The organism is Amycolatopsis sp. WAC 01416 (genome assembly GCF_003947485.1).
Taxonomy (GTDB): Bacteria; Actinomycetota; Actinomycetes; order Mycobacteriales; family Pseudonocardiaceae; genus Amycolatopsis.
The window spans coordinates 475,419-495,775 of record NZ_QHHX01000001.1; the positions used below are offsets into that span (position 1 = coordinate 475,419).

At 68.5% G+C, this 20,357-nt stretch carries 20 protein-coding genes and 1 pseudogene; 13 read left to right on the forward strand and 8 right to left on the reverse strand.

Annotated elements, in window-relative coordinates; all coding sequences use genetic code 11:
- Positions 1 to 3 precede the first annotated feature (3 nt).
- Entirely contained in the window at positions 4 to 1,008 is a 1,005-nt protein-coding gene (locus DL990_RS02390) for an iron chelate uptake ABC transporter family permease subunit (protein ID WP_125797759.1), read from the reverse strand.
- Positions 1,005 to 1,988 carry an iron ABC transporter permease gene (locus tag DL990_RS02395; protein ID WP_125779893.1) on the reverse strand — a complete coding sequence of 328 codons (984 nt, stop codon included), beginning with the start codon at positions 1,986 to 1,988 and terminating at the stop codon, positions 1,005 to 1,007. The genes DL990_RS02390 and DL990_RS02395 overlap by 4 nt, the downstream gene beginning before the upstream one ends.
- A gap of 114 nt (positions 1,989 to 2,102) precedes the next feature.
- Here DL990_RS02395 and DL990_RS02400 point away from each other — a divergent pair, with 114 nt between their 5' ends.
- A complete protein-coding gene (locus DL990_RS02400) occupies positions 2,103 to 3,101 on the forward strand; it encodes an ABC transporter substrate-binding protein (protein ID WP_125797760.1) in 999 nt (332 codons plus the stop codon).
- Between the two features lie 41 nt (positions 3,102 to 3,142).
- Positions 3,143 to 3,298 (forward strand): hypothetical protein, encoded by a 156-nt coding sequence (locus DL990_RS42345; protein ID WP_158632580.1) that lies wholly within the window; start codon positions 3,143 to 3,145, stop codon positions 3,296 to 3,298.
- 17 nt (positions 3,299 to 3,315) lie between these two features.
- Here DL990_RS42345 and DL990_RS42350 read toward each other — a convergent pair.
- Both DL990_RS42350 and DL990_RS02410 read right to left on the reverse strand, forming a co-directional pair.
- Positions 3,316 to 3,417 (reverse strand): annotated as a pseudogene (locus DL990_RS42350) (hypothetical protein); the annotation flags it as partial.
- Positions 3,418 to 3,460: 43 nt separating this feature from the next.
- Entirely contained in the window at positions 3,461 to 4,873 is a 1,413-nt protein-coding gene (locus DL990_RS02410; protein WP_199746189.1) for a M20/M25/M40 family metallo-hydrolase, read from the reverse strand.
- Between the two features lie 373 nt (positions 4,874 to 5,246).
- On the opposite strand from DL990_RS02410, the gene pdhA reads away from it, so the two are divergent.
- The 7 genes from pdhA (at position 5,247) to DL990_RS02445 (ending at position 12,566) form a co-directional block, all read left to right on the forward strand.
- Entirely contained in the window at positions 5,247 to 6,452 is a 1,206-nt protein-coding gene (pdhA, locus tag DL990_RS02415) for a pyruvate dehydrogenase (acetyl-transferring) E1 component subunit alpha (RefSeq protein WP_125779899.1), read from the forward strand.
- A gap of 1 nt (position 6,453) precedes the next feature.
- On the forward strand, positions 6,454 to 7,446 hold the full coding sequence (locus DL990_RS02420; protein ID WP_125797762.1) for an alpha-ketoacid dehydrogenase subunit beta: 993 nt from the start codon (positions 6,454 to 6,456) through the stop codon (positions 7,444 to 7,446).
- A 17-nt stretch (positions 7,447 to 7,463) separates the two neighbouring features.
- Positions 7,464 to 8,825: a dihydrolipoamide acetyltransferase family protein gene (locus DL990_RS02425; RefSeq protein WP_125797763.1), complete on the forward strand. Its 1,362-nt coding sequence runs from the start codon at positions 7,464 to 7,466 to the stop codon at positions 8,823 to 8,825.
- 148 nt (positions 8,826 to 8,973) lie between these two features.
- A complete protein-coding gene (locus DL990_RS02430; RefSeq protein WP_125797947.1) occupies positions 8,974 to 9,552 on the forward strand; it encodes a TetR/AcrR family transcriptional regulator in 579 nt (192 codons plus the stop codon).
- Between the two features lie 26 nt (positions 9,553 to 9,578).
- Positions 9,579 to 11,522: an ABC transporter ATP-binding protein gene (locus DL990_RS02435; RefSeq protein WP_125797948.1), complete on the forward strand. Its 1,944-nt coding sequence runs from the start codon at positions 9,579 to 9,581 to the stop codon at positions 11,520 to 11,522.
- Between the two features lie 2 nt (positions 11,523 to 11,524).
- A complete protein-coding gene (locus DL990_RS02440) occupies positions 11,525 to 12,025 on the forward strand; it encodes a DNA topology modulation protein FlaR (RefSeq protein WP_125797764.1) in 501 nt (166 codons plus the stop codon).
- A 58-nt stretch (positions 12,026 to 12,083) separates the two neighbouring features.
- Positions 12,084 to 12,566, forward strand: a complete 483-nt coding sequence (locus tag DL990_RS02445) for an FxsA family protein (RefSeq protein ID WP_125779909.1) — start codon at positions 12,084 to 12,086, stop codon at positions 12,564 to 12,566.
- A 260-nt stretch (positions 12,567 to 12,826) separates the two neighbouring features.
- Here DL990_RS02445 and DL990_RS02450 read toward each other — a convergent pair whose 3' ends face one another.
- Positions 12,827 to 13,417: an SCP2 sterol-binding domain-containing protein gene (locus tag DL990_RS02450; protein ID WP_125780076.1), complete on the reverse strand. Its 591-nt coding sequence runs from the start codon at positions 13,415 to 13,417 to the stop codon at positions 12,827 to 12,829.
- An 86-nt stretch (positions 13,418 to 13,503) separates the two neighbouring features.
- Positions 13,504 to 14,175 carry an SCP2 sterol-binding domain-containing protein gene (locus tag DL990_RS02455; protein ID WP_125797765.1) on the reverse strand — a complete coding sequence of 224 codons (672 nt, stop codon included), beginning with the start codon at positions 14,173 to 14,175 and terminating at the stop codon, positions 13,504 to 13,506.
- Between the two features lie 126 nt (positions 14,176 to 14,301).
- Here DL990_RS02455 and DL990_RS02460 point away from each other — a divergent pair, with 126 nt between their 5' ends.
- Positions 14,302 to 14,967: a TetR/AcrR family transcriptional regulator gene (locus DL990_RS02460; RefSeq protein WP_125779914.1), complete on the forward strand. Its 666-nt coding sequence runs from the start codon at positions 14,302 to 14,304 to the stop codon at positions 14,965 to 14,967.
- On the opposite strand, the gene DL990_RS02465 is transcribed toward DL990_RS02460, so the two are convergent.
- A complete protein-coding gene (locus DL990_RS02465; protein WP_125779916.1) occupies positions 14,950 to 15,795 on the reverse strand; it encodes a MaoC/PaaZ C-terminal domain-containing protein in 846 nt (281 codons plus the stop codon). The genes DL990_RS02460 and DL990_RS02465 overlap by 18 nt on opposite strands.
- Before the next feature lie 2 nt (positions 15,796 to 15,797).
- On the reverse strand, positions 15,798 to 17,132 hold the full coding sequence (locus DL990_RS02470; protein ID WP_125797766.1) for a 3-oxoacyl-ACP reductase: 1,335 nt from the start codon (positions 17,130 to 17,132) through the stop codon (positions 15,798 to 15,800).
- 92 nt (positions 17,133 to 17,224) lie between these two features.
- Here DL990_RS02470 and DL990_RS02475 point away from each other — a divergent pair, with 92 nt between their 5' ends.
- The 3 genes from DL990_RS02475 to DL990_RS02485 all read left to right on the forward strand — a co-directional run bounded on the left by DL990_RS02475 (position 17,225) and on the right by DL990_RS02485 (position 20,336).
- On the forward strand, positions 17,225 to 18,514 hold the full coding sequence (locus DL990_RS02475; protein WP_125797767.1) for an acetyl-CoA C-acetyltransferase: 1,290 nt from the start codon (positions 17,225 to 17,227) through the stop codon (positions 18,512 to 18,514).
- 68 nt (positions 18,515 to 18,582) lie between these two features.
- On the forward strand, positions 18,583 to 19,536 hold the full coding sequence (locus tag DL990_RS02480) for an ATP-binding cassette domain-containing protein (RefSeq protein WP_125797768.1): 954 nt from the start codon (positions 18,583 to 18,585) through the stop codon (positions 19,534 to 19,536).
- Complete coding sequence (locus tag DL990_RS02485; protein WP_125779924.1) at positions 19,533 to 20,336, forward strand: ABC transporter permease; 804 nt, start codon at positions 19,533 to 19,535, stop codon at positions 20,334 to 20,336. Before DL990_RS02480 ends, DL990_RS02485 begins: the two co-directional genes overlap by 4 nt.
- Positions 20,337 to 20,357 lie beyond the last annotated feature (21 nt).

Below are 20,357 nucleotides of genomic sequence, written 5' to 3' on the forward strand. Positions count from 1 at the left end.
CCGTCAGGCCCGGCGCCGCAGCAACAGCCAGAGCAGGTAGGCGCCACCGAGGGCCGCCGCGACGACGCCCGCGGGCAGCAGCGAAGACGCCAGAAGGCGCTGGCCGAGGAAGTCCGCCGCGACGACCAGCGTCGCCCCGGCGAACACCGACGCCACCAGGTTGGGCCCCGGCAGCCGCGTCATCCGGCGCGCCAGCTGTGGTGCGGCGAGGGCGATGAACGGGAGCGGGCCGGTCGCCGCGGTGGCGGCGGCGACCAGCGCGACGGCGACGAGCACCAGGGTCAGCCGCACGCGGTGGACGTCGACGCCGATGCCGGTGGCGGTGTCGTCGCCCATCTCCAGCATGCGCAGCGCGCGGCCGTTCGCGAAGACGACCGGGACGAACACCGCCATCGCGACCGCCAGCGGCACGAAATAGCTCCAGTCGCGGCCCGACAGGTCCCCGACCAGCCAGCCGACGGCCTGCGCGGCGGCTTCGAGGTTCGCCTTCACCAGCAGGTACGAGTTCACGCCGACCAGCACCGCGCTGACCGCGATCCCGAGCAGCACCAGCCGTGAACTCAGCAGGCCGTGCGGCGCGCACAGGGCCATGACGACCAGCGCGGTCAGCAAGCCGCCCGCCAGAGCGCCGAACGAGACGACCGCGGGGCTGCCGCCGAAGACCAGGAACGTCACGATGCCGCCGGTCGCGGAACCCGTGGTGAATCCGATGATGTCCGGGCTGCCCAGCGGATTGCGGGTGATCGTCTGGAAGATCGCCCCGGCCAGCGCGAGCGCGGCGCCGACGAGGACCGCGACCAGCACACGCGGAAGCCGTCCCATGACGACCAGGTACTGCGCCTTCGTCCCTTGGCCCGCCAGGGTCGCGAGCACCTCGCCGGGGCTCATCTCGTAGTCGCCCGTGCCGACCGAGAGCACGACGAGCGCCAAGACCACCAGGGCCAGCGCGGCGATGACGACCAGCGATCGTCTGTCCAAACCGGACTCACGGCGGACGGGGGCGGTCATCGGCGCACCGCCTTCAGCCGCCTGGCCACGATCACGAACGCGATCCCGCCGACCACGTCGGTCATCACGCCGACCTGGATCTCACCCGGCGCGCCGAGAAGGCGGCCGAGGACGTCGCAGCCGAGCAGCAGCACCGGCCCGAGAAGCGCCGAAAGCAGCATCACCCAGCGCTCGTCCTGGCCGACCAGCGACCGGACGACGTGCGGGATCATCAGGCCGACGAAGGCGATCGGCCCGCAGGCCGCGGTCGCCGCCGCCGACAGCAACCCGACGGCGACCATCCCGGCGACGCGGACGAGCGCCGGATTCGCGCCGAGACCGCGGGCGGTGTCCTCGCCGAGCGCCAGCGCGTTCAGCGCGCGGGCCAGCACGATCGCGATCACCACGCCCGCGACGAAGAACGGCAGCAGTACGGACAACTGGTCCGCGTTCCGGTTGACCAGCGAGCCGACCAGCCAGAACCGCATCGCTTCCAGGTTGTGCGTGTTGATCATCTGCATGCCCTGGTTGATCCCGACGAACACCGCCTGCACCGCGACCCCGGCCAGCACCAGCCGCAGCGGGCTCGTGGCGCCCCGCGTGCCGCCGATCACCGAGACCAGCGCGGTTCCCGTGAGCGCTCCGGCGAAGGCGAACCAGACGTACTCACTGGGCGAAGTCACCGAGAACACGGCCGAGCCGAGCACGATCGCGACGGCGGCGCCGTGGTTGATGCCGAGCAGACCGGGTTCCGCCACCGGGTTGCGGGTGATCGCCTGCATGAGCGAACCCGCCAGCCCGAGCGCCATCCCGACCAGGACGCCGAGCACCGTGCGGGGCAGACGATCGTCGCGGACGACGACGTCGTTGTAGCTGCCGTCGTAAGCGAAGAGAGCGTGCAGCACTTCGCCGAGGGAAAGGCGGTTCGAGCCGAAGCCGATCGAAAGCAGGACGACCGCGGCGAGCGCTACGAGCGACCCCGTCAGGACCAGCGTTCGCACGGAAACGCTGGTCCTCGGTGATCTGACGCGCTCCGTGACCTGGACCATGGCGTTCACGATAAGGGAAGGCTAGCCTAACGCCGAACTTCGGTCCCTCGGTGAAAGAAGATCTCCATGCACCTCTCTCGACGCGGCTTCCTCGCCGGCACCGCGGCGCTCGGCGCCACCGGCCTCCTGACCGCCTGCGGCTATCAGGAAGAGGCGCCCGCCACGGGAGCGGGCGCGACCTGGTCCTTCACCGACGATCGCGGCCGGAAACTCGAAGGCGAGCGGCCGACCCGGATCGTCGCGCAGGTGACCGCCGCGGCGGCACTGTGGGACCTCGGCGTGAAGTCGGCCGGGATCTTCGGCCCGTCGAAGTTCGCCGACGGCAAACCGGATCCGCAGGCGGGCGGCGTCGACCTGAACGCGGTGACCTCGCTCGGGAACGTCTACAACGAGTTCAACTTCGACAAGTTCGTCTCGCTGAACCCGCAGCTGCTGGTCAGCGTGATGTACCTCAAGGACCAGATGTGGTACATCCCGGACACGCAGACGGAGAAGATCGACAAGGCCGCGCCGAGCGTCGGCGTCCGGCTGCAGGGGCTCGCGATGCCGGAGGGGATCGCGAAGTTCATCGCGCTGGCGAAGGCACTCGGGGCCGACACGAACACTCCGGCGATCCAGGCCGCGAAGGCCGAGTACGAGAAGGCCGACGCCGCGCTGGGCGACGCGATCAAGAAGGCATCCGGACTGAAGGTCCTCCTGATCTCCGCGCAGAAGGACACCGTCTACATCGCGAACCCGCCGTCGTTCGCGACCTCGAAGCACTACCAGAACAAGGGGCTGAACTTCGTCCTCCCCGAGGCGCCGGACGAGAGCCAGGGCGGCTACTACCAGCAGATCAGCTGGGAGAACATCGGCAAGTACACCGCCGACGTGATCATGTACGACAACCGCGGCGGCTCGCTCTCCCTCGGCCCGGACGGGCTCGGCGGCGTGCCGACCTGGGGCCGGCTGCCCGCGGTCAAGGCGGGAAAGCTGATCCCTTGGAACAACGAGACGCCGTTCTCGTACCAGCGCTTCACGCCGCAGCTGACGGAGCTCGCGGCCGCGCTGAACAAGTTCGCCTAGCGACGAGGGCGGCGGTGGCCGTTCGGTACAGGTGGTCGTGAGTGGCGATAGGCGACGGCGCTGCCGCGATCGTGCCCGGCGACGGCGAACCGTTCGTGCCCGAGGTGACTCATGAGCGCGACGATGTGCCGGGCCATGGCACGTTTCGAGTGCGCGGAGTGACCTCGCTGGTCTCGGGTTTCGAGGACTGGCCGTAGCCGGGGAGATCCGGGCAGACGACGGTGAACGCGTCGGCGAGCCGAGGCGCGACGTCGTACCAGGTGGTGTGGGTGCGGTTCCTCCCGGAGCTGCAATGAAGGGGCCTTTCATAGCAAATTTTGCTATGAAAGGCCCCTTCATTGCAGCGTGAGCGGAGGAGATCAGCTCCGCGCGTGTGCGTCCAGGATGTGCGCGACCGCTTCGGTGACCCGCTGCGCGAAGTCGATGTTCAGCCACTCGTCCGGCACGTGGATGTTCGAGTCCGGCCCGCAGGCGCCGGTGACCACGAACTGCGCCTCCGGGTACTTCTCGCCGAGCAGCCCCATGAACGGGATCGACCCGCCCATGCCGAAGCTCTTGTGCGGCGCGCCGAAGACCTCGCCGCTCACGTGGTGCAGGACGTCGTCGAGCCACGACGCGGTGACCGGCGCGTTCCAGCCGTTCTCGGCCTGGAAGTCGCCGAGCTCCACCGAAGCGTCGTACGGCACGTCGGTGGTGAGCACGCGGCGGACCGCCTCCATCGCGGCCTGCGCGTCGGCCGTCGGCGGGAGGCGGAAGCTCAGGGTGAGCGTGGTGCTGTCCCGCAGCACGTTGCCCGCGTCGGCCGGGAGCGGGAAGCCCTCCGCGCCGATCACCGAAAGCGTCGGCCGCCACGAGTTGTTGAGCAGCAGCTCCAGGTCGTCGTCGGACACCGTCCGGCCGACCACCGGGAAGAGCGTCTTCGCCGCGCCGGGCGCGATCTCGACGACACCGCGAGCGTCCTCGACGCGGTTCTCCGGGATGTCGACGCTCAGCTCGGCGAGCTTGATCTCGCCGGTCTCGGCGTTCTCGATCCGGTCGAGCAGGACACGCAGGACACGGAACGAGCTCGCGACGATGCCGCTGGCCATCCCCGAGTGCTGCGCGGACTCGAGCACCTTCACGGTGACGTTGACGTGCAGCATGCCGCGCAGGCTGGTCGTCAGCCAGAGGCGCTTGTAGTCGGTGCCGCCGGCGTCGAGGCAGACGACCAGCGAGACCTCGCCGAGCTTCTCCTTCAGGTGCTCGACGTAGGCGGGCAGGTCCGGGCTGCCGGATTCCTCACCGGTCTCCAGCAGCACGACCGCGCGGGAGTGCTCGCCACCGGCGGCGCGCACGGCCTCGATCGCCGTCGTCGCCGCGTAGCCCGAGTAGCCGTCGTCGACCGCGCCGCGGCCGTACAGCCGCCCGTCGCGGATCACCGGCGTCCACGGGTCGAGCCCCTCGGACCAGCCGCCGACCGGGGGCTGCTTGTCGAGGTGCCCGTACATCAGCACGGTGCCCTTGTCGGCCGCCGCGGACGTCGCCGGGATGTCGACGACCAGCAGCGGGCTGCGACCTTCGAGCTCCACGACCTCGAGCGTCGCGCCGGGGATCTCCCGTGCGGCGATCCAGGAACGGACGTGCTCGACGGCGGCGGCCAGATGACCGGTCTTCGCCCACTCGGAGTCGAACGCCGGCGACAAGGCGGGGATCGCCACCAGGCCGGACAGGCTGGGAAGGACGTCGTTCGTCCAGTTCGAAACCACGGTTTCGCGTACGGATTTCTGCTCCACGTCCGCCATCCTGCCACGGGTCGGGGAGGGTGGGATGGGTCACAGCGGCGGGCACGGATCGTCATCGATCAAGCCCGGCAGGCCACCCGTCCGGACGAGTCGTCCGCTGGTCGGCCCGCGGGTGAATTCCCTACTTTCGGCGGCCCCACACTCGGGCTTCCTAGCATTTTCCCTGATCAGACACCCTTTCTCAGCAACAAATCAGCATCCGCCACTGACCAAAACGGCGTCCGGCATGCCAGGATGTGCGCACGAACCGTCAACGCCGATGGTGACCCAGCGCTTCAGATCCGACGCGCTGGTCCCCGCCGGCGCAGTCACTGTGGCCGCCACAAGTGGCCGCCAGAGGCGCCGACATCAAGGAGAGCAGCGCATGCCGTCCGAACACTGGACGCACCCGGAGCCTGGAGATGGTCCCGCCGCCGTAGCGGCGCAACCTTCCCCCGAACAGGTGATCGCCGGTTTGCGAGCAACGAGCGAAGGTGGCGCTGAGCTGACTCAGCTGCTCACCCCCGAAGGCGAACGAGTCGCCTCGCCGCAATTCGACCGCTACGTCGACGACGTCGACACCGAAGCCCTCAAGGGCCTGTACCGCGACATGGTCCTGGTCCGCCGCGCGGACCGCGAGGCCAACGCGATGCAGCGCCAGGGCCAGCTCGGCATCTGGGTCCCGCTGCTGGGGCAGGAGGCCGCGCAGATCGGCTCCGGCCGCGCGCTGCGGAAGACGGACATGGCGTTCCCCAGCTACCGCGAGCACGGTGTCGCGTACGCCCGCGGCGTCGACCTCAAAGAGGTGCTCGGCATCTTCCGCTGCACCGACCACAGCGGCTGGGACTACAAGGCCCACGGCTTCCACCCGTACACCATCGTGATCGGCAACCAGGTGCTCAACGCCGCCGGTTACGCGATGGGCCAGAAGTTCGAAGGCAAGGTCGGCGACGACGACGGCGAAGCGACCATCTGTTACTTCGGTGACGGAGCGACTTCGCAGGGCGACGTGCACGAAGGCTTCGTCTGGGCCGCCGTCTACGACGCGCCGCTCGTGTTCTTCTGCCAGAACAACCAGTGGGCGATCTCGGAGCCCACCGAACGCCAGTCGCGGCTGCCGCTGTACCAGCGCGCCCGCGGTTACGGCTTCCCCGGCATCCGCGTGGACGGCAACGACGTCCTCGCCTGCCTCGCGGTCTCCCGCTGGGCGCTGGAGGAGTGCCGCCACGGCAACGGCCCGGTGCTGATCGAGGCGTTCACCTATCGGATGGACGCGCACACCACCACCGACGACCCCACCCGCTACCGCCTCTCCGACGAGCTGGAGGAGTGGAAGCTGAAGGACCCGATCGAGCGCGTCCGGGCGTATCTCGCCCGCGGTGGCGGCGCCGACCAGGCGTTCTTCGACCAGGTGCAGGCAGATTCGGACGCGTTCGCGGCGGAGCTGCGCGAGTACTGCTTCAACATGCCCGAACCGCCACCCGAGCGGATCTTCTCCAACGTGTACGCGGAATCGACGCCGCTGCTGGACGCGCAGCGCGAAGAGTTCCTGTCCTACATGGACGGCTTCGTCGGGGCGGGTGAGCACTGAAATGGCCGACCTCCAGAAACTCACCATCGGCAAGGCGATCAACCTCGGCCTCCGGCGCGCCATGGAAGAGGACCCCAAGGTCCTGGTCATGGGTGAAGACGTCGGCAAGCTCGGCGGCGTCTTCCGCATCACCGACGGCCTGCAGAAGGACTTCGGCGAGCAGCGCGTCCTGGACACGCCGCTGGCCGAATCAGGCATTATCGGCACCGCGGTCGGCCTCGCCGTCCGCGGTTTCCGCCCGGTGTGCGAGATCCAGTTCGAGGGCTTCATCTTCCCGGGCTTCGACCAGATCTCCAGCCAGGTCGCGAAGCTGCACTACCGGACGCAGGGCAAGATCAAGATGCCCATCGTGATCCGGGTGCCGTTCGGCGGCGGCATCGGCGCGGTCGAGCACCACTCGGAGTCGCCGGAATCGCTGTTCGCGCACATCCCCGGGCTCAAGGTCGTGTCGGTTTCGAACGCCGTCGACGCCTACTGGGGCATCCAGCAGGCGATCAAGTCCGACGACCCGATCCTGTTCTTCGAGCCGAAGAAGCTGTACCACTCGGGTGCTTTGAAGGCCGAGATCGACACCGACGCCACGCCGGACCCGCTGTTCAAGTCCCGCGTCATCCGCGAAGGCACGACGGCGACCGTCGTCGCGTACGGCCCGTCGGTGAAGGTCGCGCTCGACGCGGCAGCCGCCGCCGAGGACGAGGGCAAGTCCCTGGAAGTCATCGACCTGCGGACGCTGTCCCCGCTCGACCTGGGGCCGGTGTTCGAGTCGGTGCGCAAGACCGGACGGCTCATCGCGTTGAGCGAGGCGCCGTCGGAGTCGTCGCTGACCTCGGAGATCGCCGCGCGTGTGCAGCAGGAATGCTTCTACTCGCTGGAAGCCCCCGTGCTGCGGGTGACCGGATTCGACACGCCGTACCCGCCGGCCAAACTCGAGGAGCACTACCTCCCCGATCTGGACCGGGTCCTGCACACCGTCGACCGTTCACTCGCCTGGTAAGGGGGGAAGTTCCTGAAATGCCCGAGTACAAACAATTCCCCCTCGCCGACACGGCGGAGGGGCTGACCGAAGCCGACATCATCGCCTGGCAGGTCAAACCGGGTGACACCGTGACGGTGAACCAGATCGTGGTCGAGGTCGAGACCGCGAAGGCCGCCGTCGAACTGCCCATCCCGTGGGCGGGCGTGGTCACCGAACTGCTCGTCGAACCGGGCCAGACGGTGGAGGTCGGCGCGCCGATCCTCACCATCGACGTCGACCCGGACGGCAAGGCGGCCCCCGCGCCAGCCGCTGCAGCCCCCGTGGCGGAAGAGCCGGCGGAAGAGGAGATGAAGCCGCTGGTCGGCTACGGCTCCAAGGCCGTCGTCACGCAGCGGCGTGCGCGGAAGGGCGCGGCACCGGCCGCTCCTGCCGTCGCCCCGGTGGCCGTGGCGCCCGCTCCTGCCAAACCCGCCAAACCCGCCGAGCCTGCCGCGCCTTCGAAGCCGAAGGGTGGGTACGTGCCGCTGGCGAAGCCGCCGGTGCGCAAACTCGCCAAGGACCTCGGCGTCGACCTGCACGCGCTCACCGGCACCGCCGAGGGCGGCGTCATCACCCGTGACGACGTACAGGCGGCCGCTAACGGTTCCTCGGCACCGGCCGCTGCTGTGTCCAGTGTGGACAGTGGCTACGACCCGGCGACACGGGAACGCCGGGTGCCGATCAAGGGCGTCCGCAAGGCCACCGCCGCCGCGATGGTGCAAAGCGCCTACACCGCCCCGCACGTCACGGAATTCCTCACCATCGACGTCACGCCGATGATGGAATTCCGGGAGAAGCTGAAGAAGTCGCGTGAGTTCGCCGGGGTCAAGGTCACCCCGCTGACCTTCGCGGCGAAGGCCGTCTGCCTGGCGGCCAAGCGCACTCCGGACGTCAACGCGGTGTGGGACGAGGCGGCGCAGGAGATCGTCTACAAGGACTACGTGCACCTCGGGATCGCCGCGGCCACCCCGCGCGGGCTCGTCGTGCCCAAGGTCCGTGACGCGGATTCGATGTCCCTCAAGGAACTCGCGATCGCGCTCACCGAGCTGACCGACGTCGCCCGTGAGGGCAAGACCACCCCGGCGGCCATGCTCGGCGGCACGATCACCATCACCAACGTCGGCGTTTTCGGCGTCGACACCGGGACGCCGATCATCAACCCCGGCGAGTCCGCGATCCTGTGCCTCGGCGCGATCAAGGACACCCCGTGGGTGGTCGACGGCGAGATCAAGGTGCGCAAGGTGCTCCAGCTTTCGCTGAGCTTCGACCACCGCGTGGTCGACGGGCAGCAGGGTTCGGAGTTCCTGGCCGACGTCGGCGCTCTGCTGGCCGACCCCGCGGTCGCGATCACCTACTGACGTTTTGCGCGTGAAGGCCCCCTTCCCTCGGCTCAGCCGAGGGAAGGGGGCCTTCATGCGCTTGAGGCTTAATCGCTTGACGGAGTGAGCGCTCACTCCGCACACTGAAGGCATGACAGAGACCGCCTCCCGGCGGAGAGCGCCGGGAATGAGTGCCGACGAGCGGCGCCGGATGATCGTCCAATCCGTGCTGCCCTTGCTGGTGGAGTACGGCGCCGGTGTCACGTCCAGCCAGATCGCCCGGGCCGCGGGCATCGGTGAGGGCACCGTCTTCCGCGTGTTCAAGGACAAGGACGAACTGTTCGCCACCTGCTTCGCCGAGGCACTGAAGCCCGACCAGGTACTCGACGCGATCGCGGTCATCGACCTCGACCAGCCCCTCGACGACAGGCTCATCGAGGCGGCCGACGCGCTCAGCGCGCATCTCCAGCGGATGGGCGCGCTGATGGCGGTCATGCACGGCTCCGGCAAGCGGCCGGAGCATCGCCGCAACGACCACCGTGACCACAGCGACCGGCGAAAGGAGTCGATGAGCGCGATGCGCGACGCCATGGCCGAACTGTTCGAGCCGGAGAAGGACCGTCTCCGGCTGCCGCCGACGCAGTCCGCGGCGCTGTTCCTGTCGTTGCTGTTCAGCGGCCGGATCCGGTTCAGCGAGACCGGCGACGAACCGACCACGATGGAACTCGTCGACGTGTTCCTCAACGGCGCCTTGGGGGCCGCGTGATCGGCCCGCCCGGTGGGGGAGGCGGCCTGGAACTGTTCATGGCGCGCGGCGGCAGACGTCGTCGCCCGCCGTCGACGGTGCCCGACAGCGGTCTGACCGGCCCGGTCGACATCCCGGAGCCCGAGCCCGAAGTACTCCCGAAAGACCTGAAGTCCCGGCTCAACCGCATGTGGATCAACATCGCGGGCACGGTCCGCGGCCTGCCGAAGGTCGCGAAGCTGACCTGGCAGGCGAGCCCGGCGCTGACCATCGTGATCACCCTGGTGACCCTGCTTTCCGGTCTCCTCCCGACGGCGACCGCGTACATCGCGAAGCTGCTGATCGATTCGGTGGTCGCGGCGATCCAGGGACACGGGACGAAGAGCGCGATCGTCGGCGTCGCCCTCTTCCAGTTCGGCGTCCTCGTGCTCACCGCGGTTTCGCAGGCCCTGACCACCTACGGCCAGACACTGCTGCAGGAACGGATGACGCTGACCATCCGCCACCAGGTGATGAGCCACGCGAGCGAACTGCAGCTTGCGTACTTCGAGGGTTCCGCGTCCTACGACATGCTGCGCCAAGCCGCGCAGGAGGCGCCGACGCGGCCGCTGTCGATGATGAACTCGGCGCTCGGCCTGATCCGGACGTTGATCACCTTCAGCAGCATGATCGTGCTGCTCGTCTCGATCAGCCCGCTGCTGGCGCTCGTCGCGCTGGTGGCGCCGATCCCCGCGTTCATCTCGCAGTCGAAGTACGGCGCCCGCGCGTTCTGGCTGACGTTGATGATGTCCCCGCTGAAACGACGCATGGACTATCTGTCCTCTTTGGTCACCACGGACACCTACGCCAAGGAGACCAAGCTCTTCGGGCTCGGCCCGTACTTCGCCGACCGGTTCCAGCGGCTCGGCCAGGTCTCCTACGACCGTCAACGGACACTGACCCGCAAACGCAGCGTCAGCTCGACGTCGTGGGGGTTGCTCAGCACCACCGCCGGATCCGCGATCGCGTTGTACATCGCACTGGAGGCCGTCGGCGGCAGGCTCACCCTGGGCGATCTCGCGCTGTACACGGCCGCGGCGGCGTCGGTGCAGACGTCCGTCCAGGGCCTGTTCACCGCGTTTTCCGGGATGTACGAGAACAATCTCTACCTCGACACGCTGTATCGCTTCCTCGGGACGAAACCGGAGATCGTCGCGCCGCCGGAGCCGCGACCCCTTCCGTCCACTGTGGAGGGACACATCCGCTTCGAAGAAGTGTCCTTCACCTATCCCGGAGCACCCGACCCAGCCCTCGACGGTGTGAGCTTCGAGATCCGGCCGGGCGAGACGGTCGCCGTCGTCGGCCGCAACGGAGCCGGGAAGTCGACGCTGTTCAAACTGCTGTGCCGGCTGTACGACCCGACGGGCGGGCGGATCCTGCTCGACGACGTCGACATCCGCGAATACGACCCGGTGGAACTGCGGCGGCGGATCAGCGCGATGTTCCAGGATTACGTGACCTACCAGGGCACCGCGGCCGAGAACATCGGGCTCGGCGACCTGACACACCTAGTCGACCGCGAACAGATCGAGACGTCGGCGAAACGGGCCGGCGCCGACGAGCGGATCGAGCGCCTGCCCAGCGGCTACGACACTCCACTCGGCCGTTGGTTCGACCAGGGTGTCAGCCTCTCCGGCGGCGAATGGCAGAAGATCGCGCTGGCCAGGGCGTTCCTGCGGGAAGCGCCGATCCTGATCCTCGACGAACCGACGTCCGCGCTGGACGCCCAGGCCGAGCACGACCTCTTCTCGCGGCTGCGGGAGCTTTCGGAGGGGCGCACGACGCTGTACATCTCGCACCGGTTCTCCACGGTCCGGCAGGCGGAGCGGATTCTGTTGCTGGAGAACGGAAAGGTCGCCGAATACGGAACACACGACGAGCTGATGGCGGCGAAGGCGGGCTACGCGGAGCTGTTCACGTTGCAGGCCGCCGCCTATCTCGACGAGGCCTGACGATGCGGCGGATCATGGTCGTCGGCTGCAGCGGCGCCGGGAAGTCGACGTTCTCGCGTCGGCTGGGCGCCGCTCTCGGCCTGCCGGTCACCCATCTCGATCGGCTCTTCTGGCGGCCGGGGTGGACCCGGGCGCCCGAGGAGGATTTCCACGCCGCGCAGCAGGAGATCGTCTCGTCGGACGCCTGGGTGATCGACGGGAACTACGGGGCGTCGATGCGTCTGCGGCTGCCGCGGGCCGACGCGATCGTGTTCCTCGACTTCCCGCGCCGCATCTGCCTCCGGCGGGTGCTGGTGCGGTGTATGCGCGAGCACGGGCAGGACAACCAGGCGCCCGGCTGCCCCGAGCGCTTCGACCGGGAGTTCTACTCCTACGTCTGGCGCCGGCCGAAGGACCACCGGGAACGGACGGTGCGGCGGCTTGCGGACCAGGGCGCGCACGCGCGGCGGATCGTGCTGACCAGGCCGCGTGAGGCAGCGGAGTTCCTGCGCCGGATCGGTTGACCTCGGTCACCGTATCGGGGGTTGGGAGCAAAACGGGCAAGCCGTACGTTGTCCAAGTATGGCTGTCGCGTTCCTGCTCTATGTCGTCGCCGAGATCGCCGCCGTGTGGGCGGTGGGCTCGGCCGTTGGCGTGCTCGGCACGATCGCGCTGCTCTTCGCCGGTGCGTTCGTCGGCTCCTGGCTCGCCCGCCGCGAAGGCGGCCGCGCCTTCCGCGCGTTCGCCGAGTCCGCGCGGCTCGGGCGACCGGCCGACGCGGAGAAGGAACTCACCGACGGGATGCTGATCGGGCTCGGCGGTCTGCTGATCCTGCTGCCCGGTTTCGTCAGCGACGTCATCGGCCTGCTGTTCATCCTGCCGCCGACACGGAGTGTCGCGCGCAAGGTCTGGCAGAAGCGGATGGCGCGCCGGGCGGTCAAGTTCGCCAACCGCACGCGCGGGCCGGTGATGGTGGTGGACAGCGAGGTCGTCGCGGACACCCCGCCCACCGAGGCCGCCAAGAAGCAGCCGCCGGTGATCGAGGGCCGCATCGTCGAGGGCTGAGTGCCGCTCGGCTTCGCCGCACCAATCAGCGAACTCTCGACGAGACAGGTGCCGTGCCGAGGGTTGAGCCCCTCGCGAGTGGTGGGGTGAAGGCGCCCTTCGCCGGGTCTGATGCGAGGGGGTCGCGGTCCGTGAAGGCCTCCTTGAGGGACTCTGGGTCCCTGAAGGACCCCTTCACGTACTTCGAGCGACCAGGGTGCCGGAAAGCGTTGGTACAGGTGGTCGTGAGTGGCGATTCGGGTTCTAACCCGAATCGCCACTCACGAGCCGCTCGGCTTCGGAATGTCGAAATACCCGCTGAACCGCACCGCCGGCGCGTACTCGCCCTTCACCTTCACCTTGCCGGTCACGAACATCGCCGCCACGGCCGCGTTGCCGGTGGCCATCCGGATGAAGTCGTCCACGGAGAGCGTGATGGTGGTGTCCGGAGTGCGCGCGAGATCGGTGCTGGAAACGCAGACGCCGTCTTCGATGACCGTTTGAAAGCGATCGAAACCGTCTTCTCCGTGACCGTCGGTAAAACGCCATGCGACGACGAAGTCGACATGCCGTGCGCGTTCCGGTGCGAAATGATCCGACATTCTGCGGAAAATCTCGTCGAGGAACGCCGCACGCAGTTCCGGATGATCGGCGATCGCCTTGAGTTGTTCGCGGGACGCCCGTTGCACGACGTCGACGAGCACCTCGGTCTCCAGCGAGCTCAGCTCGATGCCCGCACCGGTTTCGCCCAGCATGTGCAGGGTTTCCAGGACCTGGGTGAACTGCTCGGGGCTCAGTTTGGCGAGCTCGAGCTTCTCCGCGAAAGCGTTGACGACGTGCTCGCCACCGGTGCGCGTCTTGTGCAGCCGCAACGGACGGGAAAGGCGTACCTTGTCCCGCCAGCGCCGGATCGGAGAATTTCGGGGCACGGCACGGAAGTGTATCTGCTCGGCCGGGTTCAGGACGGCTTCGGCAGGTCGAAGAAACCGATCAGACCGGCCGCGAATGCCAGGTCACCTTTTACTTTGATCTTTCCGGTGACGAATAGCACAGCCGGCGTCACCTGATGGGTGATGAGCCGGAAGAAATCGACGGGCGCGATCGTGATCGTCACCCTCGGCTTCTCCCTCATGGGCGCCGATGGGCCCTCGGCGGGAAGACGTACCTCGGGCCTGCTCACGGTGCACTCGCCGTGCGAGATCACCGTCTCGTAGCGGTCGTACCCGCCGTCGCCGGTGCCACCGGACAGCCGCCAGTGGACGACGGCGTGCAGGGTCTTCGCGCGGTCCTGCCGGATGTGCGCGCCCATGCGGTCGAAGATCTCGCGCAGCACCCGGTCCCGGAGCGGCCGTTCGGCGACGACGCTCTCGAGTTGCGTACGCGAGGCGCGCGCGACGAGGTTCGCGAAGCGGGCCGGGTCGACCTTGCGGAGGTCGAACGCGGGCGCGGACTCGGCGAGCCGCCCGAGTGCGGCCAGCAGCCGCCGGACGTCGTCCTTGCCGAGGTCCTTCGGGTCGATGGCGCCCGCGACCTCGTTGACGTCGAGAGAGTGTGCTTCGGCCGAATCCGGCTCGATCCGTTCCAGCGCGTCGACCAGCGCGCGGCCGGTCAGCCCCACGGTCTCGGTCATCTGCCCTCCAGCTCGCCTACCCGAGCGTAAGGCTACCCGCCAGTAGGTAGGCGGGCAAGCGTGCCGAAATCACCCTTGCCGGTGGCAGCCCGGTAGCGTCTTACGCGAACTAAGGGGAGGTCCTGAGTGTCCGAGGAAGTATCGCGTCCCGCCGAACGCGCCAAAAGGCTGCCGAGAGCGGTGCGGGAACGCCAGATCCTGGACGCGGCGGTCTCGGTGTTCTCGCGCTACGGCTATCACTCCGCGTCGATGGACGAGATCTCCGAGGTCGCCGGCGTGTCCAAGCCGATGATCTACACCTATCTCGGCTCGAAGGAAGACCTCTTCGGCGCGTGCATCCGCCGCGAAGCCACCCGCCTGCTGGAGGCGGTGCAGGACGGGATCAAACCCGATCTGCCGCCCGACATGCAGCTTTGGCACGGGCTCCGCGCGTTCTACCGGTTCGTCGCCGACTACCGCGAGTCCTGGACGGTGCTGCATCGCCAGGCCATGACCGTCGGCGGCACCTTCGCCGCGGAGATCACCGACATGCGCACCCGCGCGATCGAGCTGGTCGCCGCGCTCGTCGTCTCCGCGGGCACCCGCAAGGGGCTCGGCGAGCAGGCCGAGTTCTCCGGCGCCGGACTGTCCGCCGCACTGGTCGGGGCGGCCGAGTCGCTGGCCGACTGGGCCCTCGACCACCCCGATGTCTCCGACGGCGTACTCGCCTCGTGGCTGATGAACCTGGTGTGGCTCGGGTTCAACGACCTCGTCGAGGGCGAGATCTGGAAGCCGTCAGAGAGCGACGACTGAGCCCTCCAGGTGCGGCTTCGGCTTGCGTGCGTTCCAGAGCTCGAACGCCCAGCCCTCGCCTTCACTCCACGTCGTGAACGCCGCCTTCGCCGGCAACAACACCGGCTGCTTGAACTTCACATCGACGGTGAACGCCTCCGGAAGCCTGCCTTCGAACGCCGCGAGCGCGTGCGCCTTCGTCCACATGCCGTGCGCGATCGCGGACGGGAAGCCGAACGCCTTCGCGGTGATCGAGTGCAGGTGGATCGGGTTACGGTCGCCGGAGACCTCGGCGTAGCGGCGGCCGATGTCGCCGGGCACCTGCCAGATCGCGGTGGGCGACGGCTGGGAGAGCTGCCCGCGCGAGGTCTTCTCGCCGCTGCCGCCACCGCGTCGCAGGTACGTGCTGACGTCCGTCCACACCGGACTGTCGCTGACGAGCAGCTCGCTGATCACGTCGAACTGCTTGCCCTTCTCGTGCGGGCGCAGGTCCTCGGCGCGTACGCGCAGGGTGAACGTCTCGTCGAGCCGCAGCTGCCGGTGCTGGGTGATCCGGTTCGCGACGTGCACCATGCCCAGCAGCGGGAACGGGAAATCGGCCTCGGTCATCAGCGCCATCTGCAACGGGAACGCGAGGATGTGCGGATACGTCGCCGGGAGGACGTCGTCCAGCCGGAATCCGCACACCTGGTTGTACGCGGCGAGATGTGCCGGGTCGACGACGACGCCCTCGCGGACGAACTCGGTGCCCGGCAGCGTGTTCCCGCCGCTCTTGCGCAGCGAGCCGAGCAACGCCTTGGGGTACAGCGAAGACAGGCTCGGCGATTCACGGAGTTCCTTGACCGCCATGATCACGCCCCCAGCAGTGCCTGGCCGCAGACGCGGACCACGTTGCCGTTGACCGCGGCCGAAGCCGGGTTCGCGTACCAGGCGATCGTCTCGGCGACGTCGACCGGGAGCCCGCCCTGGCCGAGGCTGGAGAGCCGCCGCCCTGCCTCGCGGATGAACAGCGGAACGGCGGCGGTCATCTTGGTCTCGATGAAACCGGGCGCGACGGCGTTGATAGTGCCGCCGTATTCGGCGAGCTTCGGCGCGCCGTCGTTCACCATGCCGATGACGCCCGCCTTGCTGGTGGCGTAGTTGGTCTGGCCGACGTTGCCCGCGATCCCGGCGATCGAGGAGACGCCGATGATCCGGCCGTTCTCGTGCAGCACCTTGTCGGCCACGAGCTTTTCGTTCACCGCGAGCTGCGACGCGAGGTTGACCGCGATGACCGAGTCCCAGCCGCCTTCGGTCATGTTGCCGAGCGTCTTGTCGCGCGTGATGCCCGCGTTGTGCACGACGATGTCGACGCCGCCGTGGCGCGTGGTCAGGTACTCGGCGAGCTTCTCCGGCGCGTCGGCGGCGGTGATGTCCAGCTGCAGCGAGGAGCCGCCGACCTTGTTGGCCACCTTGGACAGGTCCGCGCCCTGCGCGGGGATGTCGAGCGCGACGACGTGGGCGCCGTCGCGGCCCAGCACCTCGGCGATGGCGGCGCCGATACCGCGGGAAGCGCCGGTGACCAGGGCGACCTTGCCTTCGAGGGGCTTCGTCCAGTCTGCCGGGGTGGAGGCGGTCTTGGTCTCGGTGCCGACGCGGATGACCTGGGCGTCGACGAAGGCGGACTTCGACGACAGCAGGAACCGGAGCGTGGACTCAGTGGCCTCTTCGGCACCTTCGGCGACGTACACGAGCTGGGCGGTCGCGCCCCGCTTCAGTTCCTTACCGACGGAGCGCACGAAGCCTTCGAGGGCGCGCTGCGCGATCCTCTCGTGTCCTTCGGCCAGCTCCGGCGGCGTTCCGAGGACGACGACGCGGCCCGACGGCCCGACGCTCCGGATCACCGGGTGGAAGAAGGAGTAGATCTCGCGAAGCTGCTTCGGGTCCTTCACGCCAGTCGCGTCGAAGACGAGCGCGGCGTGCTTGTCGGCGGCCGCGGAGATGACCTCGATGCCCGCGCGGTGCAGCTGCGCCTCGATCACCTTTTCGAGGCGACCGCCCGGCGCGGCACCCAGAAGTGCGGGACCCTCGAGAGGGGGTTGACCGGGCTTGTACCGGCGGAGCGTCGCGGGATTCGGCAGGCCGAGCTTCGGCACCACGAACTTCCCCACCGGGGATTTCGTGAACTGCTGGTACCTGTCAGCCATCGCGTTCCTCCCGTGCAGTTTGCGTCACGTCGCATTCTAACCTACTCGCTAGTAGGTTACAGTGTGAGAGAGCCTACGGAGGAGTGGAAAAAATGGCCACGAAAAGGACGGCACCCGTGCGCAAGGTCGCGATCATCGGCGGCAACCGGATCCCCTTCGCCCGCTCGAACGGCCCGTACGCGCAAGCGTCGAACCAGGACATGTTCACGGCCGCCCTCGACGGCCTGGTCAGCCGATTCTCCCTCCAGGACGAGGTGATCGGCGAGGTCGCCGCCGGCGCCGTGCTCAAGCACGCCCGCGACTTCAACCTCGCCCGCGAAAGCGTCCTCGGCAGCAGGCTGAACCCCGCCACCCCGGCCTCCGACGTGCAGATGGCGTGCGGCACCGGTCTCCAGGCGATCATCAACGTCGCCAACAAGATCGCGCTCGGTCAGATCGACTCGGCCATCGCGGGCGGCGTCGACACCACGTCCGACGCGCCGCTGGCGGTCAACGACGACCTGCGCCAGATCCTCGTGCAGCTCAACGCCGCGAAGACGCTCCCCGACCGGCTGAAACTCGCCGCGAAGCTGCGCCCCGGCCACATCGTCCCCGAGATCCCGCGCAACTCCGAGCCGCGCACCGGCCTGTCCATGGGCGAGCACGCGGCGCTGACCGCGAAGGTCTGGGAGATCACGCGCGAGGCGCAGGACGAACTCGCCGCGACCAGCCACCAGCGCCTCGGCGCCGCGTACGACAAGGGTTTCTTCGACGACCTGGTGACGCCGTACCTGAAGCTGGCCCGCGACCAGAACCTGCGGCCGGACTCCAGCGTCGAGAAGCTCGCGAAGCTGAAGCCCGCCTTCGGTGGTCCTGACGGCACGATGACCGCGGGCAACTCGACGCCGCTGTCCGACGGCGCGTCGACCGTCCTGCTCGCGACCGAGCAGTGGGCGAAGGCGCGGAAGCTGCCGGTGCTGGCGTACCTGACGTTCTCGCAGACCGCGGCCGTCGACTACGTCCACGGCGACGAGGGGCTGTTGATGGCGCCCGCGTACGCCGTCCCGCAGATGCTCACGCGCGCCGGGCTCACCTTGCAGGACTTCGACTTCTACGAGATCCACGAGGCCTTCGCGTCGCAGGTGCTCGCCACCCTCAAGGCGTGGGAGGACCCGGCGTTCGCCAAGGAGAAGCTCGGCCTCGACGAGCCGCTCGGCTCCATCGATCGGGCGAAGCTGAACGTCAACGGCTCGTCGCTGGCGGCCGGGCACCCGTTCGCCGCGACCGGCGGCCGTATCGTCGCCACCCTCGCGAAGCTGTTGAACGAGAAGGGTTCCGGTCGCGGGCTCATCTCGATCTGCGCGGCGGGCGGCCAGGGCGTCACCGCGATCCTCGAAAAGTAACGTTCGCCCGCAGCGGATCGGGGAAAAACCCGGGTGCCTTTGTCGGTGCCCGGGTCTAGCGTGTGCGCATGTTCGCAGTTCAGGCGAAAGCGCTGGTCAAGACCTATGGGTCCACACGGGCGCTCGACGGGGTCGACCTGTCGATCCCGAAGGGCAAGGTGCTGGGCCTGCTGGGGCCGAACGGTGCCGGCAAAACGACGACGGTCCGCATCCTGACCACCCTGCTCCGCCCGGATTCGGGTGAGGCGGAGGTGGCCGGGTACGACGTGCTGGCCCAGCCCGACGCCGTCCGGCGGTCGATCGGGTTGTCCGGGCAGTACGCCGCCGTGGACGAGAACCTCACGGGGTTCGAGAACCTGTACATGGTCGGCAGGCTGTACGGGAGCAAGAAGGCCGCGGCGAAAACTCGGGCACGTGAACTGCTCGCCCGGTTCCGGCTGGAGGACGCGGCGGATCGCCCCGCCAAGACGTACTCCGGCGGTATGCGGCGACGGCTCGACCTCGCGGGGGCGCTGGTCGCCGAGCCGACCGTGGTGATCCTCGACGAACCGACCACCGGGCTCGACCCGCGCGGCCGGATCGAGACCTGGGAGGTCATCAAGGAACTGGTCGCCGACGGCACCACGGTCCTGCTGACCACGCAGTACCTGGAGGAGGCCGATCAGCTCGCCGACTCGATCGTGGTGATCGACAAGGGGAAGGTCATCGCGCGCGGCACGGCCGACGAGCTCAAACAGGAGATCGGCGGTGAGCGGCTGGAGCTGGTCGTGGCGAACGCGAACGACCTCGCCGTCACCACGCAGGTGCTGGCCGATGTCGGCTCGGGGACACCGTCGGTCGACGAGCACACCCGCAGGGTCGACGTCCTGGTCGAGGGCGGACCGAAGGCGTTGATCGAGGCGCTGCGGCGGCTGGACGCGCAGGGAGTCGCCATTCAGGACGTCGCGCTGCACCGGCCGACGCTCGACGACGTGTTCCTTTCGCTGACGGGGCACGCGACGGACGAGGGGGACAAGAAGTGAGCGCGGTCGCGAAGGCCTTTTCCGACGGTGGCGTGATCACCTGGCGGAACCTGAAGAACGTCCAGCGCAACCCGGACTGGCTGATGGCGGCGACCCTGCAGCCGATCATGTTCGTGCTGTTGTTCGCGTACGTCTTCGGCGACGCGATCGGCGGTGAGGCAGGCGGTCTCGCGTACCGGGAGTTCCTGATCGCGGGCATCTTCGCGCAGACCGTCGCGTTCAACTCGGCGTTCACCGTGATCGGGTTCGCGAACGACCTGCAGAAGGGCATCATCGACCGGTTCCGTTCGCTGCCGATCTCCCGCCTCGCGGTGATCTTCGGCCGGACGACGTCGGATCTGGTGATCAGCGTGGTCGCGCTGGTCGTCATGTCGCTGTGCGGGCTGCTCGTCGGCTGGCGGATCCGCGGCAGCTTCCTCGACGCCGTGCTCGGCTACCTCGTGATGCTGATGTTCGCCTGGGCGCTGTCCTGGGTCGGCGCGTGGATCGGGCTCGTCGCGCGCAGTGTCGAGGTCGCGCAGAGCGCCGGGCTGATGTGGATGTTCCCGCTGAGCTTCATCTCGACGGCGTTCGTCCCGGCGGACAAGCTGCCGGGGGTGCTGAAGGCGATCGCCGACTGGAACCCGTTCACCGCGGTGATCAACTCGGCCCGTGACCTGTTCGGGAACCGCTTCGGCGCGGCACCGACGGGCTGGCCGGCCGAGAACGCTTCGCTGTACGCGATCCTGTGCTGCGTCGCCATCATCGCGATCTTCGCGCCGCTCGCGACGGCCCAGTACAAGAAGGTCGCGAGCCGCTAGAAAACTTTCGTGTCGCTGAAA

Bases quoted from the DNA above. Each gene is read 5' to 3' on its own strand.
- DL990_RS02390 (WP_125797759.1), bottom strand. From the start codon at position 1,008: ATGACCGCCCCCGTCCGCCGTGAGTCCGGTTTGGACAGACGATCGCTG.
- DL990_RS02400 (WP_125797760.1), top strand. From the start codon at position 2,103: ATGCACCTCTCTCGACGCGGCTTCCTCGCCGGCACCGCGGCGCTCGGC.
- pdhA (WP_125779899.1), top strand. From the start codon at position 5,247: ATGCCGTCCGAACACTGGACGCACCCGGAGCCTGGAGATGGTCCCGCC.
- DL990_RS02420 (WP_125797762.1), top strand. From the start codon at position 6,454: ATGGCCGACCTCCAGAAACTCACCATCGGCAAGGCGATCAACCTCGGC.
- DL990_RS02425 (WP_125797763.1), top strand. From the start codon at position 7,464: ATGCCCGAGTACAAACAATTCCCCCTCGCCGACACGGCGGAGGGGCTG.
- DL990_RS02430 (WP_125797947.1), top strand. From the start codon at position 8,974: ATGAGTGCCGACGAGCGGCGCCGGATGATCGTCCAATCCGTGCTGCCC.
- DL990_RS02440 (WP_125797764.1), top strand. From the start codon at position 11,525: ATGCGGCGGATCATGGTCGTCGGCTGCAGCGGCGCCGGGAAGTCGACG.
- DL990_RS02445 (WP_125779909.1), top strand. From the start codon at position 12,084: ATGGCTGTCGCGTTCCTGCTCTATGTCGTCGCCGAGATCGCCGCCGTG.
- DL990_RS02455 (WP_125797765.1), bottom strand. From the start codon at position 14,175: ATGACCGAGACCGTGGGGCTGACCGGCCGCGCGCTGGTCGACGCGCTG.
- DL990_RS02465 (WP_125779916.1), bottom strand. From the start codon at position 15,795: ATGGCGGTCAAGGAACTCCGTGAATCGCCGAGCCTGTCTTCGCTGTAC.
- DL990_RS02470 (WP_125797766.1), bottom strand. From the start codon at position 17,132: ATGGCTGACAGGTACCAGCAGTTCACGAAATCCCCGGTGGGGAAGTTC.
- DL990_RS02475 (WP_125797767.1), top strand. From the start codon at position 17,225: ATGGCCACGAAAAGGACGGCACCCGTGCGCAAGGTCGCGATCATCGGC.
- DL990_RS02480 (WP_125797768.1), top strand. From the start codon at position 18,583: ATGTTCGCAGTTCAGGCGAAAGCGCTGGTCAAGACCTATGGGTCCACA.